The organism is Mesorhizobium sp. WSM4820, from assembly GCF_055811075.1.
Window position 1 is genome coordinate 158,876 of the sequence record NZ_JBVVQN010000009.1, and the last position, 14,850, is coordinate 173,725.

A 14,850-nucleotide genomic window follows, 5' to 3' on the forward strand; every position below is an offset into this window, starting at 1 on the left:
GCCCAAAAAGAGGTAACTCTCGGCGACCACAACCGTCAATGAACCAGTGCCGCACTATGCGGCCTGGTCGATGCGCAGCATGTGATTGTCCCAGACATAGTCCGGCTCGGACCGTGTCGCGCCGCCGGCTTGGGCTATCTGTCCCGTGCCGGTCGTCGCCATGAAGCTCGCCCGGTCGGGCGCCACGCCGCAGACCTCGGCCAGTGCGCTGGTGGTGACGATCCGGCCGCTGGCCGCATCGATCACCGCGAGCGAGTTGCCTTCCGGCGAGGACACCGCGACGGTACCGGCAGCAGGGTTGGCGGCGACCGAGCCGATGTAGTTCCTGAAGCCGGACAGCACGTCCTGCGGCATGTCGAGCAGTTGCAGATCCTTGCCGCGTGCGGCGCGGCCGACCAGCAGCGGACGATCGCTGCCCGGCCCCCTGTACTGGCAGCCGAACCAGACCGCGCCGGATTTGTCGGTATCCATGTGCCGGATCGAAAGCTGGTGCAGCGCCGGCGGCAATTCGTGCTTTTCGACAAGGTCGCTGGTAAGGCGGTCGACCAGCACATAGGATGGCTTCATCGTCGCGATGTTGAGCTCGGCACGGCCATAATCCGGATGCGTCTCGATGCCGCCATTGGCGACGGCAATCGTCCTGCCGTCGCCGAGCAGCAGAAGCTCGTGCGGACCCATGCCATAGGTCGGGAACTCGCCAACGCGCTTGAATTTCGCACGCGTGTCATAGACGCCGACCACGCCGGCGGCATTGTCGAAATCGTTCTCGGTGGCGTAGAGCAGCGCACCGTCGGTCGAAAACACGCCGTGGCCGAAGAAATGGCGACCACTGATGCTGGCAATGGTCAGCGGCTCGTCGCGGCCGGTATGGTCGAACACAACCGCGAAAGTGCCGGGCTGCCTGGCAAAGACCACCGAGCGCTTCGACAGCGGATCGAATGTGACGTCGTGACCGCGGGCGGGCAGGTCGAGGGCATGCAGCACCTTGCCGGCCTCGGACAGGATCGCCGCGCCATAGCTGCCGTCGCGCTTGACGAACGCGGTGGCGAAGACGGCGTCCGTGCTAAGCGTCTTCGCCCATGCCGAAGGCGCCATCGCGGCAACAAAGCCAACGCCTGCGGCCCTGAGGAAATCACGACGATCGATCAGCGGCGTCTTCAGGATTAGTCTCCGTCGAGCGACGAGAAACCGGCGGTCAGGCCGAATTCGGCGGTAAGCCTGGTGCCAATCAGGGTCGAGAGGCTGGATGTCACCAGCGAGAAGTGGTCGAGCCTCTGGCGCAGCGCCGGATCGGCAAGCGCCTTGTCGATCGGGCCTCTGATGGCGGTGGCGTCGGCGGCGCCGTTGACGAGCTGGATGTGGATCGATTCCGCCATCCAGCGCGCATCGGGCGACAGCGCGTCGCCAAGCTGCGAAGCCTGGAACAGAGCGTCCATCCCCGAAAGATTTCCGGTCAGCGAACGCGCGGTGTTTTGTGAACGCCAGTAGATCGCCTGTTTCGGCTTGTCGGCCTGCGGGCTACTGCCCAGAAAACCTTTCAGGCGCACGTCACGGACCATCTCCAGTTCGTTGATGAAGACGCCGACCAGTTCGGTCACCGCTTCCGTGCCGTCGCGGTAGAGTGCGTTCTGCGGCCCCGGATTGGCCCAAAGTGCTGCAAAGCCGTCGGGCTTGTTCCAGGCGTCGCTGACCTCGGCGGCAATGGTTTCGATGTTGCCGGCGACGGCCGCGCCGTAAGCGCAGCGATAGGGATCGTCCCTGCCGGCGAGCCGCTCGGCGCCGTCGCCGTAAAGCACGAATTCCAGCGCGCCGAGCCCTTGCATGGCGACGCTCTTTTTCGCCAGATGGGCCGGATCGGCGGCGGTCCGGTCTTTACTGGCCAACGCCGCCTGCACCTGCCTCAGGCCGATGCTCTTGCGGTCCGGCCAAAACAGCATGCGTTCCAGCCGGTTGTTCTGCGTGATCGGTCCGATGCGGATGATCTCGACGACCGACCAGGCATCCACGGTGCCGGAGAATTCGGCGCGCGCCGCATCGAGATGGTCCTGCGAAGGCGCGTCGCACAGCGTCCGCACTGCCTTGCTCAGGCTGTCGGCATGGTCTTGCAGGCGTGCATAGGCCGGGCGGACAAAGCCGTCGATCGCTCGCTGGATCACGTCGGAAGCCTTCACCGCTGCGGACGCCGGCAATGAGCCGGCGAGGACCAGCGGGAGAACCAGGACAAACGCCAGACGCTTCGACATCACAACGACTCCAGGAATTTGACCAATGCGGCGCGATCGGGCGCGGCGGCGGCGGCGAAGCGGTCGCGCGCCTTCTGCCCCTCGCCGCCATGCCACAGGATCGCCTCGGTCAGGGTGCGCGCCCGCCCGTCGTGCAGGAAGAAGTTGTTGCCGTTGACGGTCTGGGTAAGACCGATGCCCCACAGTGGCGGCGTGCGCCATTCGCTCCCGCTGGCATCGCCCACCGCTTGCCCGTCGGCGAGGCCCGGCCCCATGTCGTGCAGCAGAAAATCGGAATAGGGCCAGATCAGCTGGAAGGCCTGCGCCTTGTTGGGCGTGCCGCGGCGGGTGACGAATTTCGGCGTATGGCAGGCAATGCAGCCCATGTCGTAGAACAGCTTCTTGCCGGCCAGCACATCGGGCTTGTCGAGATCGCGCCGCGCCGGCACGGCGAGGTTTTGCGAATAGAAGGTGACCAGGTCCATGACCGGCGGCGGCGCCTCGACTGGGCCAAGGCGCTCCTGGACGCCGTTGGCCATGGCAAGGCAGTTCTTTTCGGCCGCGGTGCAATCGCCCCAGTGGTTCGGCACTTCCGGCGTCGAAATGCCGATGTCGCCGGCGAATGCGTCCGCCGCCTGCTGGCGGATCGAAGGGGTCTGCGCCTTCCAGCCAAAGCGGCCGAGCGTCGGCTCGCCGCTGTGGCCGTCGCGCACAATATTGGGCTTTCCGGAGATGCCGTCACTGTTGCGATCGTCCGGATCGGCACTGGCGAGAATGTCGGCCGGCGCGATTTGCTCGACCAGGCCGAGGCCGATCATCGGCGGCGTCAAGCGCGGCGAAAGCGTGGTGTGCGGATCGAGCGGCCCGTTGGCAAGATCATCGACCGAATAGCTCGGCTTGCGCAGCCAAACCACGGTGCCGTCCGGCAGCGCGACTTTTTGCTCCTGGTAGACGACACGCATCCTGCCTTCGCCGCGAAGGCCCGGAACGGCCAGTTCCTGCAATTGCGAGCCGTAGACCGGATCGGGGAAGTTGAGCACCTTGCGGGCGGCGAGCGCTGCATCCTCCTCCTCGGTGCTCGCCTGCCGCGCCAGCCGCAGGAACATCGAGGTGGTGCCGCTGTCGGCTTGCGGCGGATGACCGCGACCGTCCTTCAGATGGCAATTCTGGCACGCCCGCTCGTTGAACAGCGGACCAAGCCCGTCCGATGCCTGCGTCGACGAGGGCGATGACACCCAGTTCTTGCGGAAAAGAGCATTGCCGAGCTTGAAGGTGCCTTGTTCCTCGAAAGTGATATTGGCGGAGGATTGCGAGAAAGCGTCCTTGTTGGCGCCTTTCAGCGACGTGCCGGCGCCACCCTGCATCGGCTCGAACTGCTCGGGCTTGGAGAAATCCCTGGTCGGCCTGGTGATGGCAATGACGCGCGCCAGATCCTTCGGCGTCAGATCGGCACGGCCGGTGGCGAGACCCGCCGGTTCGGGCGCGCCGGCCAGCGCCGTGGCGGTCAGCGCGACCACTACGGCAGGCGAAAGCCCACGAAGCCAGCTGTATCGCGGGTTGTGGTGGGACGACAGGCCGCAATCCTCGGCCCGCCGCAAGCGGCGCAAGTAGTCTAAGCGGCGCCGCATTCCGGCATGTCCCTAATCCGCCTCGTCGGCCGATGCGGCGTTGAGCTGGCCGTATTTTTCCTCGCCGATCGAGGCGAGCAGGTCGAGCTGCGTCTCGAGGAAGTCGATGTGACCTTCCTCGTCGGACAACAAATCCTCGAACAGCTTCATCGTCACATAGTCACCTGCTTCGTCACAAATCTCGCGCGACCGTTTGTAGGCAGTGCGCGCGTCATACTCGCCGGCAAGATCCGATTCGAGCACTTCCTTGACATTCTGTCCGATGCGCAGCGGCGCTACCGACTGCAGGTTCGGATGGCCTTCAAGGAAGATGATGCGGGCCACGAGCCGGTCGGCATGGTGCATCTCCTCGATCGATTCCGCGCGTTCCTTCTTTGCCAGCTTGGCGTATCCCCAGTCTTCCAGCAGGCGGAAATGCACCCAGTACTGATTGACTGCTCCAAGTTCCAGAAACAGAGCCTCGTTAAGCCGCTCTATGATCTGTTGTTCGCCTTTCATGGGTTCTGCTCCCGTATTGGACGCGCAGGCCTCTGACGCGATCCAGGTGTGAAACGACATCCACGCCGCTCGCCTCCGAGCGGGCGTGGTAATTTTCGGTTACCCGAATGATCGTTTCGACCACATTTGGGAAGCAGCCGCAACAGCGACCACGCTTCTGCATGGCATGATAGATCTTCGCCGGCACGATAAGCTGCCAAGGGTCCTGATCCAGCAGCCCGACGATCGTCTGCTCAATCTCCTTCTCGGTGATGATGTTGCAATGGCAGATCAGCATTATTTGCTCTGTGTGGCTGACGGCGCGTGCTCGGCGCCATGTGGCTTATTTTCTTAGTGGAGCCTGGGCTTTCGGTTCGGGCTCCGGGCATCGACGCCTTACTGAAACACCTTGTCCGGCGCATCGAGGCTGTCCGAGCCCTCGAAGGCGATGGCATTGAGTTTCAGGGTGCCGACGGCGCGTTCGATCGACTTGGTCTGGTCGACCAGCGAGTCGATCGCCGCCTGCACGGTGGCGTTGCCTTGCGTACTGCCTTCGCCGATCTGCTGGTCATAGGCCTCGCCGCCAAGCGCCCGCGCCTTGATCGCTTCCATCTTGGCGACGGTGACATCAAGCTTGTCCGACAGTTCCTTGTCGACCGCCGGATCGGCCTCCTTGACCATGTCGGATACCGACGGTCCTTTGACGACGGTGCCGTCGAGGCGGGTGTAGTTGCCCTTATAGGCGGCGCGAATGCCGACGGCATCGTAGAGATGGGAATCGTAGGTGTTGTCGGAGAAGCAGTCATGCTCCTCTTCCGGGTCGTGCAGCAGCAGGCCGAGCTTCATGCGCTCGCCGGCGAGTTCGCCGTAGGACAGCGAGCCCATGCCGGTGAGGATGGTCGAGATGCCGGCTTTCGGCTCGCCATCGACAAGGTTCTTGCGGGCGGCGCCGCCTTCCTTCCAGTCGTTGACCATGTCCTGCAGATCGGAAACCAGAAGCTCGCTCGCCGACTTCAGGTACTGCGCGCGACGATCGCAATTGCCGCCGGTGCAGTTGGCGAGGTCGTAGTCGGTATAGGGCCGTTCGCCAGCGCCCGGGCCGGTGCCGTGCAGGTCCTGGCCCCACAGCAGGAATTCGATGGCGTGATAACCGGTCGCCACATTGGCCTCGATGCCGCCGGCCTCCTGCAGCGTGCCGGAGAGGAACTCGGGAGTAAGATTGGTGGCGTCGATCTTCTTGCCGTCGATCTCGATCGACTTGTTGGCGATCACATTGGCGGTATACAGTGCATTCGCGTCCGACTCGGTGCCGTAGTTCTCGGCGACATAATCGATCAGGCCTTCGTCCAGCGGCCAGGCGTTCACCTTGCCTTCCCAGTCGTCGACGATGGCGTTGCCGAAGCGATAGACTTCGGTCTGCTGATAGGGAACGCGCGACGCTTTCCAGGCCTCGCGGGCGGCGGTGAGCGTTTCCACCGAAGGCTTGGCGAGCAGCGCGTCGACAGCCTTGCCGAGCGCCTGCGCCGTGGTCAGCGAATCCTCATATTTGGCGAGCGCAATATCGGAATAGGTCTTGATGACCGCCTTGGCATCGGTTTCCGCCTTGGCCGGCAGCACGAATATCGCCGCCGTCAAGACCACCGTGGCGCCGATCGCTGCAAGCCTGCTGCCATATCGCGCCGTGATCATCGCTCTCATGATTGTCTTCTCCCTCGGGAATTCAGTGAAAATGCCGGCGCCAAAGGCGCGTCGGCAGGCAATCGGCGCCAAGGCAGGTCCATGCCATTGAGCGAGATACAGGCCGCGGCATAGCGCGGTTTGCGGAAGAAAGACATCGAAATGCCTCCAATCGAAAGGGTTCAAGGCCCAGACATCAAAGGGATGCGCTTGACGCGCACGCTTCCATAAAGCGATGAAGGTGCCGGAAGTCAACCAATTTCAGAGAGAAAAGCCAATTGAAACAACAGTTTAGAATTATTCTAAACTGCAAGTATCAACTTTAGCCGTATTGCCGCGCCGCCGTCGAACGAACGATTGACAGACCGCCATTCCGGGTGCGACCCGCAAGGGTGGTCTTGCGGCGGCGTCAGACAATCGCCACTTGGCGAGACGTCCTAGACTTGGATAACGCCTAGGAGAGATGAGGAATTGGGGCTGCGATGAAAAACGGTGTGGTCATTGTCGGTGCGGGTCATGCGGGCGTGCAAGCGGCCGCCAGCCTGCGCGAGGACGGCTACGACGAACCCGTGATCCTCATCAGCGATGAGGACGAACTGCCCTACCACAAGCCGCCGCTATCGAAGACCTTCATCAAGGATCAGGAGGCCAAACCGCAGCCGCTGCGCGGCGAGGCTTTTTATACCGGCAGCGCGATCAACTACCGGCCGGGCGTCCGCATCGATCGCATCGATGCCGGCGGCCGCAGGCTGGAGCTATCGGATGGCGGCACACTGCCGTTCGACCGGCTGATCCTGGCGACCGGTTCGCGGCCGCGCATGCTGTCGCTGCCGGGTTCGGATTTTTCGGGCGTGGTGTCGCTGCGCTCGCTCGCCGACGCGCGCCTGATCCGCGAATTGAGCGCGCAGAGCGAGGATGTCGTCATCCTCGGCGGCGGCTTCATCGGGCTGGAGATCGCCGCGACGCTCACAGCGGCCGGCCGCAAGGTCATCGTGGTCGAGGCGGTCGACCGGCTGCTCGGCCGGGCGGTGGCGCCGATCATCGCGCGCCACGTGCGGCAGCGGCTGGAAGCGACCGGCGTGCGCATTCTCACCGGCACCACGATTGCACGGCTCGAAGCCGAGAACGGCCATGTCTCGGCGGCAATCACCGCATCCGGCGATCGGCTGCCGGCGCAGATGGTCATCATCGGCATCGGCGTCGTGCCGAATGTCGAACTGGCGCAAGCCGCCGGCATCACTATCGCCAACGGCATCCGCGTCGACCAGCAGATGCGCACGTCGGTGCCCGAAATCCTCGCCATTGGCGATGCCGCTTCCTACCGGCACTGGCTCACCGGCGGCGATGTGCGGCTGGAATCGGTGCAGAATGCGACCGACCAGGCGCGTCTTGCAGCACGCACCGTTCTCGGCCATGCGGACGCCTTTGCGGCGGTGCCGTGGTTCTGGTCCGACATCGGTGACATCAAGCTGCAGATGGTCGGCCTGATTTCGGGCGGCGACAGCCATGTCGTGCTCGGCGACGTAAACGAGAACCGGTTCTCCATCTACCACTATGCTGGGAATCGTCTGCTCGGCATCGAATCGGTCAACCGGCCTGGCGACCACATGCTTGGCCGCAAGATGCTCGGCGCCGGCTTTTCGCCGACGCCGCAGACGGTTGCGACGGGACCGGACGGATTGAAGGCGGCGCTCGCCGCTTTCCAGCAGGTAGAGCCCGTCCGCGCCGCTGAATAAGGATGTGTTGATATCCTTCCCTTCTCCCCTTGTGGGAGAAGGTGGCCTCGCGAAGCGAGGTCGGATGAGGGGTGTTCCAGCTTGGCACTCCGTCCAACACCCCTCAACCGTCTCGGCGCTGCGCGCCGATCCACCTTCTCCCACAAGGGGAGAAGGGAGAAAGATCCGCTCAGGCGGCGCGGACCTCGCGGATCGAGCTTTCCAGGATGTCGAGCGCTTCGTTCATGACGCCGTCCTGGATGGTGATTGGCGCGAGGAAGCGGATGACGTTGCCGTAGACGCCGCAGGTGAGCAGGATCAGGCCCTTGTCGAGCGCCTTCAGCCGGACCGCATTGGCGATCTCGGCCGACGGCAGGCCCTTCTTCACATCGTTGAACTCGACAGCGTTCATGAAGCCCGGGCCTCTGATATCGACGATCTCCGGCGTGTCGTCGCGGATCGATTGCAGCCGCTGCTTCAGCCGGTTGCCCAGCGTGTTGGCGCGGTCGCAGAGCTTTTCCTCTTCGATCACGTCGAGCACGGCATGCGCCGCGGCAACGCCGATCGGGCTGCCGCCATAGGTGCCGCCAAGCCCGCCGGGGCTGGGCGCATCCATAATCTCGGCGCGGCCGGTGACCGCCGACAGCGGGAAGCCGCCGGCAAGGCTCTTGGCCATGGTGGTGATGTCGGGCGCCACTTCGTGATGATCCATGGCGAACATCTTTCCGGTGCGGGCAAAACCGGTCTGCACCTCGTCGGCGATCAACAGCATGCCGTGCTGGTCGCAGATCTTGCGCAGCGCCGTCATGAAGTCGCGCGGCGCCTCGTAAAATCCGCCCTCGCCCTGCACCGGCTCGACGATGATGGCGGCGACGCGGGCCGGATCGACATCGGCCTTGAACAGCCGGTCGAGCGCGGCCAGCGAATCGGCGACCGTGATCCCATGCAGCGCCACCGGGAACGGCGCGTGGAAAACATCGGCCGGCATGGCGCCGAAGCCGACCTTATAGGGCACAACCTTGCCGGTCAGCGCCATGCCCATGAAGGTGCGGCCATGGAAGCCGCCGGCAAAGGCAATGACCGCCGGACGGCCGGTTGCGTTGCGGGCGATCTTGATGGCGTTCTCCACCGCTTCGGCACCGGTGGTGACGAAAATCGTCTTCTTGTCGAATTTTCCCGGCAGCAAGCCGTTCAGCCGTTCGGCCAGCCTGACATAGCTCTCATAGGGCACCACCTGGTGGCAGGTATGGGTGAAGCGGTCGAGCTGCGCCTTGACCGCCTCGATCACCTTGGGATGGCGGTGGCCGGTGTTGACGACGGCGATGCCGGACGAGAAATCGATGTAGCGACGGCCCTCGACATCCCAGATTTCCGAGTTCTCGGCGCGGTCGGCATAAATCTGCGTGGTCATGCCGACGCCGCGCGAGATCGACTGGTTCTTGCGTTCGGAAATGGCTGAGTTCTTCATGATGTTCCCTCACCGGGCCGACGCCCGTTCTCGTTTGGATGACTGCCGGGAACTGTTCTGGCCTTATTTCATGTTTTCCTCAAGTTGGCACCGCCACCAGGCGATTGGGCCTGCCGCCGCTAAGGTCGCATTCCTTCGCGGACAGCTGATTTGACTCACGCCGTCCGCACAAACCCCTCGCTCGCCCTGAGCAAATTGCGCGTGTAATCCTTGCTGACGCGGCGCTCGACGAGGTCATCAGCGGTGAGGTGCTCGACCGCCTCGCCGTTCTGCATCACCATCAGCCGCTCGCACATATGGGTGATGATGGCGAGGTCGTGGCTGACCATCAGGAAGGTCAGCTTGCGCCGCCGCCGGATGTCTTCCAACAGGTTGAGCACCTCCGCCTGCACGGAAGCGTCGAGCGCCGAGGTCGGCTCGTCGAGCAGCAGGATCGCCGGTTCGAGGATCAGCGCCCGCGCAATCGCCACCCGCTGGCGCTGGCCACCCGACAATTGATGCGAATAGCGGAAGCGGAAGCCGGTGCCGAGCCCGACCTCGTCGAGCGCCCGCTGGATGCGCTTCTCGCCATCGGCAAAGCCGTGGATGGCGAGCGGCTCCTGCAGCAGGCGGTCGACGGTCTGGCGCGGATGCAGCGAGCCGTAGGGGTCCTGGAAGACCATCTGCACCTCGCGATAGAAGGCCTTGTCGCGGCGCTTGCCGAGTTTTTTCCCGTTGACGGTGATGCTGCCCGAAGCGGCCGGCGCGAGGCCGGCAATCGCGCGCAACAGCGTCGATTTGCCGGAGCCGGATTCGCCGACCAGGCCGAAGGATTCGCCGGATTGCACCTCGAGGCTGACACCCTTCAGCGCGCGAAAGCGGTCGAAGACCACCTCCAGCCTGTCGGCGGAAAGTGCTGCCGTCATGCCGCCCACTCCGGCTTGCGGTCGAGCACCGGCAGCGGGTGGCGGTCGGCGCCGATCTTGGGCATGCAGTTGAGCAGGCCGCGCGTATAGGGATGCTGGGCGCGGCCGAGCTCCGACGCCTTGAGCTGTTCGACCACCCTGCCGGCATACATGACGATCACCCGGTCGCAGAAGGACGAGACCAGGCGCAGATCGTGCGAGATGAAGATCAGCCCCATGCCGCGCTCGCTGACCAGCCTGTCGAGGATGCCGAGGACGTCGAGCTGAACGGTGACGTCGAGCGCCGAGGTCGGTTCGTCGGCGATCATCATCTCCGGCCCGGCAATCAGCATCATGGCGATCATGGCGCGCTGGCCCATGCCGCCCGACACCTCGTGCGGATGCAGGTCGAAGACACGGGCGGGGTCACGGATCTGCACCGCCTCCAGCATGGCAAGCGCGCGATCGCGGGCTTCGGCCTTGCCGACCTTCTCATGCGTGCGCAGCGTCTCGACGATCTGGCGGCCGATGCTCATCACCGGGTCGAGCGAGTATTTTGGATCCTGCAGGATCATGGCGATGCGCTTGCCGCGGAGCGCCCGGCGGTCGCGGGGCGAGGCGGCGAGCAGGTCGATGCCGTCGAAGGCAAGTTTCCTGGCCGTGACCTCGGCCTGCGGCGGGGTCAGGCCCATGATGGCGCGGCCGGTCTGCGACTTGCCGGAACCGCTCTCGCCGACGATGCCGAGCCGTTCGCGGCCGAGCGAAAAGGAAACGCCGCGCACCGCCTCGATGCGGCCGGTGCGCGTCGGGAAGGTGACGCGCAGATCGTCGACCTCGAGAAGCGTGCTCATTGGTCACCACTGCGCGGGTCGAGCGCGTCTCGCAGGCCGTCGCCGAGCAGGTTGAAGCCGAGGCTGACGATGAGGATGGCAAAGCCCGGTGCACCGGCCACCCACCATTGGTCGAGCACGAAGCGGCGGCCCGACGCGATCATCGCGCCCCATTCCGGCAGCGGCGGTTGCGCGCCGAGGCCGAGGAAGCCGAGACCGGCGGCGGTCAGGATGATGCCGGCCATGTCGAGCGTCACCCTGACGATCAGCGACGAGATGCAGAGCGGCATGATATGGCGCAGCACGATGCGGAACGGCGAGGCGCCCATCAATTGCACCGCCTTGATGTAATCCGAATTGCGCACGGTGAGCGTTTCGGCACGCGCGATACGGGCGTAGGGCGGCCATGAGGTGACGGCGATGGCGAGCACCGCATTCTCGATGCCAGGGCCAAGTGCGGCGACGAAGGCCAGCGCCAGGATCAGCTTCGGAAAGGCGAGAAAGATGTCGGTGATACGCATCAGGATCGCATCGATCCATCCGCCGGCATAACCGGCGACGGTGCCGACCAGCAGGCCGATAGGAGCGGCGATGACTGCGACGAGAATGACGACGTAAAGCGTCCATCGCGAGCCGAAGATGACGCGCGAAAGGATGTCGCGGCCAAGGTCGTCGGTGCCGAACCAGTGCTCGGCACTTGGCGCCAGCAGCCGCGAGCCCTTGAGGTCGCCGAATGTCGGCGAATAGGGCGCCAGCACATTGGCAAAGGCGGCGACCACCAGCAAAGCGATGATGATGAGCAGGCCGAGAAACGCCAGCCGGTTGGCTGAAAAGCGCCGCCACGCGACATAGGCGCGGCCGAGCCTGGCCTGCATGCGCGACGCCGGCCGCTCGCTGAGCAGCCAGTCGCGGCGGCTCTGGATTGCTTCAGCGCTCATCGTACCTTGGTCCTTGGGTCGAGCACCCGGTAGAGCAGGTCGGACAGGAGATTGATGCCGATGAACACCGAGCCGATGATGATGGTGCCACCGAGCACGGCGTTCATGTCGGCGTTCTGCAGGGAATTGGTGATGTAGAGGCCGATACCCGGCCAGGAAAACACGGTCTCGGTGAGCACCGAGCCTTCGAGCAGACCGGCATAGGAGAGTGCGATCACGGTGACCATCGGCACCGCCGCGTTGCGCAGCGCGTGGCCCCAGATGATGCGCGTTTCCGACAGGCCCTTGGCGCGCGCCGCGACGATATATTCCTGGGCAAGCTCGTTCAGCATGAACGATCGCGTCATCCGGCTGATATAGGCGAGCGAGAAATAGCCAAGCAGCGAGGCCGGCAGGATGATGTGGCGGAAGGCATCGCGAAACACATCCCACTGCCGCTGCCACAGCGCATCCAGGAGATAAAAGCCGGTGATCGGGGTGAAGGTGTATTCGTAGACGATGTCGAGGCGGCCGGGAAAAGCCACCCATTGCAGCCTGGCGTAGAACAGCACGAGCGCCAGCAGTCCCAGCCAGAAGATCGGCACGGAGTAGCCGACCAGTCCGATGATGCGGACAATCTGATCGATGATGCTGCCGCGCCGGACCGCGGCCAGCACGCCGAGCGGCACACCAAGCAAAGCACCGATCAGCGTTCCCAGCGTCGCCAGCTCGATCGTCGCCGGAAAGGCGCGGCGGATGTCGGTCATGACAGGATTGGTGGTCAGCACCGAGGTGCCGAAATTGCCGTTCAGGGCATTCTTCACATAGATGTAGAACTGCTCGATCAGCGGCAGGTCGAGCCCCATCTCGCGGCGCGTCCGCTCGACGACATTGGCCGGCGCCCGGTCGCCGAGCACCGCCAGCACCGGGTCGATCGGGATGACCCGGCCGATGAAGAAGGTCACCGCGAGAAGACCGAGATAGGTGGTTATCGCGGTGACCAGGAAACGGGCGATCGACGAGGCGACAGCGACAGCACGGGCGCTGCCGCGCCCTGCCGTCGCTTCGCTTTCAACAGTACTCACGCGGCGCGTCCGCCGGCGTCACTCCTTGGAGATCTGGCTGACGAAATTGGTGTCGAAGCTCGGGCCGAGCGCAAAACCCTTGAGGTTCTTGCGCAGGCCGGCCACTTCCAGCTGCTGGTGGACGATGATGAAAGGACTGGCTTCGAGAACCTTCCTCTGCAGATCCTGGTACATTGCGGCGCGCTTGGCCGGGTCCTTCTCGAGCAGGGCCGCCTCGGTTTCCTTGCTCAATTCCGGAATGTCCCAGGCGTTGCGCCACGCCAACGTCTTGGTCTTGCCTTCATCCGAATTGTCGGGGTTGCTGGCGAAGGTCTGGGCATTGGAGTTCGGATCGAAATAATCCTGACCCCACTGGCCGATATAGATATCGTGGTTGCGGGCGCGGTACTTGGTCAGCGTCTGTTTGCCGTCGCCGGGAATGATCTCCAGCTTGACGCCGGCCTGGCCGAGCGTCTGCTGGAACGATTCCGCCATGCCGGTCACCGGCTGGGTGTTGCGTACGTCCATGGTGACGCTGAAGCCGTCGGCCAAGCCGGCCTTGGCGAGCAGTTCCTTGGCCTTGGCGAGGTCGAATTTGAACGGATTTTCGTCCAGCTCGCCAAGCACGCCTTTTGGCAGGAAGGTCTGGTGGATCTCGCCGATGCCCTTGAGGATGGTCGAGCTCAAGGCATCATAGTCGACGAGATATTTGAAGGCCTGGCGAACCTCCGGCTTGGCGAGGTTCGGGTTCTTCTGATTGAGGCTGATGTAGAAGACCGTGCCCTTCGGCGCGCTGGTGGTGGTGAGATCGGCGTTCTTGGCGATGGCGTCGAGGTCGTTCGGCTCGAGATTGCGGGCAACGTCGATGTCGCCGGCCTCCAGCGCCAGGCGCTGGCCCGAGCTTTCCTTCATGTTGCGATAGATGACGCGGGCGAGCTTGGCCTTTTCGCCGTGGTAATTGTCGTTGCGCTCCATGACGACGACCTCGTTGGCCCGCCATTCGCGCAGCTTGAAGGCGCCGGAGCCGGCATAGCCGGTCTTCAGCCAGGCGTTGCCGAAGTCGTTGTCGTATTTGTAGTCATCGCTGGGCGTCACCGCGGCGGCATGCTCCTTGACCAGCTTGCTGTCGACAACCGAGGCGACGGTTGCCGACAGGCAGTTCAGGACGAAGCTCGGCGCATAGGCCTTGTCGACGGTGAACTGGAACGTCGTGTCATCGATGGCCTTGGCTTTCTCGGTGACGTTGTCGCCATTGATGCCGAACTGGCCGATGATGAAGGCCGGGCTCTTGTCGAGCTTGATGGCGCGCTCGAACGAATAGGCGACATCAGCCGCGGTGATCGGATTGCCCGATGCAAATTTCAGCCCGGGCTTGAGCTTGAAAGTGTAGGTCAGGCCGTCGTCGGAGACAGTCCAGCTTTCGGCGAGATCGCCCTTGACATTGGACGTGTCGCTCAAGTCGAGGCGGACAAGCAGGTCGTAGGTGTTGCCGGTGACCTCGGCGGTCGACAGCTCGAACGCCTCGCCCGGATCCATCGAGATGATGTCGTCGATGGCGAAACCCTCGACCAGCGTGTCGGCCGGCGTGACAGCAAGGGCAGGCGCACCGGCCAGAAGCAGCGCGGACATGGCTGCGCCGGCAAGCAGGACGCGGGAGCGTAGGGCAAACTTTTCCATCATCATTTTTAACTGTTCCCTGTTTTGTTGACCTGAGTTCCCGGCTCAGGGTTTTGGCATTTACTTGACACATCGGCCCGAAAATCGGAATCGATTTTCGGAAAGCACGATGTGTAGTTCAAAGTTTTAGAGCGTCCCTTGCGCGTCCAACGGACGCGCGGCGCTCTAATCGGACGGTGACCCTGAACCGGCGTCTAGGTGATTTTTATCCAGTTCGGCCTCACCATATCCGGCGGTTTCAGGCGCGGCAACGAGCATTTGCAAAGCTGTTTGTTGGACCAGATCAGGCAA

Annotated in this window: 13 protein-coding genes; 1 reads left to right on the forward strand and 12 read right to left on the reverse strand. The window is 63.8% G+C overall.

Annotated features, from left to right (window positions below; all coding sequences use genetic code 11):
* Positions 1-54 precede the first annotated feature (54 nt).
* The 6 genes from AC0L2R_RS16635 to AC0L2R_RS16660 form a co-directional block, all read right to left on the reverse strand.
* On the reverse strand, positions 55-1,161 hold the full coding sequence (locus tag AC0L2R_RS16635; RefSeq protein WP_473510366.1) for a DUF1513 domain-containing protein: 1,107 nt from the start codon (positions 1,159-1,161) through the stop codon (positions 55-57).
* A 2-nt stretch (positions 1,162-1,163) separates the two neighbouring features.
* Entirely contained in the window at positions 1,164-2,243 is a 1,080-nt protein-coding gene (locus AC0L2R_RS16640; protein ID WP_473510242.1) for an imelysin family protein, read from the reverse strand.
* Positions 2,243-3,850, reverse strand: coding sequence for a di-heme oxidoreductase family protein (locus AC0L2R_RS16645; RefSeq protein ID WP_473510243.1), 1,608 nt, complete (start codon positions 3,848-3,850; stop codon positions 2,243-2,245). The genes AC0L2R_RS16640 and AC0L2R_RS16645 overlap by 1 nt, the downstream gene beginning before the upstream one ends.
* 12 nt (positions 3,851-3,862) lie before the next feature.
* On the reverse strand, positions 3,863-4,348 hold the full coding sequence (gene bfr, locus AC0L2R_RS16650) for a bacterioferritin (RefSeq protein ID WP_023802097.1): 486 nt from the start codon (positions 4,346-4,348) through the stop codon (positions 3,863-3,865).
* Positions 4,314-4,625: a (2Fe-2S)-binding protein gene (locus tag AC0L2R_RS16655; RefSeq protein WP_023802096.1), complete on the reverse strand. Its 312-nt coding sequence runs from the start codon at positions 4,623-4,625 to the stop codon at positions 4,314-4,316. The genes bfr and AC0L2R_RS16655 overlap by 35 nt, the downstream gene beginning before the upstream one ends.
* Before the next feature lie 98 nt (positions 4,626-4,723).
* Entirely contained in the window at positions 4,724-6,016 is a 1,293-nt protein-coding gene (locus AC0L2R_RS16660; protein ID WP_473510367.1) for an imelysin family protein, read from the reverse strand.
* Between the two features lie 470 nt (positions 6,017-6,486).
* On the opposite strand from AC0L2R_RS16660, the gene AC0L2R_RS16665 reads away from it, so the two are divergent.
* Positions 6,487-7,740: an NAD(P)/FAD-dependent oxidoreductase gene (locus tag AC0L2R_RS16665; protein WP_473510245.1), complete on the forward strand. Its 1,254-nt coding sequence runs from the start codon at positions 6,487-6,489 to the stop codon at positions 7,738-7,740.
* Between the two features lie 169 nt (positions 7,741-7,909).
* Here AC0L2R_RS16665 and AC0L2R_RS16670 read toward each other — a convergent pair whose 3' ends face one another.
* The 6 genes from AC0L2R_RS16670 to AC0L2R_RS16695 form a co-directional block, all read right to left on the reverse strand.
* Complete coding sequence (locus AC0L2R_RS16670) at positions 7,910-9,187, reverse strand: 4-aminobutyrate--2-oxoglutarate transaminase (RefSeq protein ID WP_128247975.1); 1,278 nt, start codon at positions 9,185-9,187, stop codon at positions 7,910-7,912.
* Between the two features lie 155 nt (positions 9,188-9,342).
* Positions 9,343-10,092, reverse strand: coding sequence for an ABC transporter ATP-binding protein (locus tag AC0L2R_RS16675; RefSeq protein WP_473510247.1), 750 nt, complete (start codon positions 10,090-10,092; stop codon positions 9,343-9,345).
* A complete protein-coding gene (locus AC0L2R_RS16680; RefSeq protein ID WP_473510248.1) occupies positions 10,089-10,922 on the reverse strand; it encodes an ABC transporter ATP-binding protein in 834 nt (277 codons plus the stop codon). Before AC0L2R_RS16680 ends, AC0L2R_RS16675 begins: the two co-directional genes overlap by 4 nt.
* A complete protein-coding gene (gene nikC / locus AC0L2R_RS16685) occupies positions 10,919-11,839 on the reverse strand; it encodes a nickel transporter permease (protein WP_473510250.1) in 921 nt (306 codons plus the stop codon). Before nikC ends, AC0L2R_RS16680 begins: the two co-directional genes overlap by 4 nt.
* The gene (locus AC0L2R_RS16690; RefSeq protein ID WP_473510252.1) at positions 11,836-12,903 is read right to left on the reverse strand and encodes an ABC transporter permease; all 1,068 of its coding nucleotides are present in this window, start codon (positions 12,901-12,903) and stop codon (positions 11,836-11,838) included. Before AC0L2R_RS16690 ends, nikC begins: the two co-directional genes overlap by 4 nt.
* An 18-nt stretch (positions 12,904-12,921) precedes the next feature.
* Positions 12,922-14,565 (reverse strand): ABC transporter substrate-binding protein, encoded by a 1,644-nt coding sequence (locus AC0L2R_RS16695; protein WP_473510254.1) that lies wholly within the window; start codon positions 14,563-14,565, stop codon positions 12,922-12,924.
* Positions 14,566-14,850: the final 285 nt, after the last annotated feature.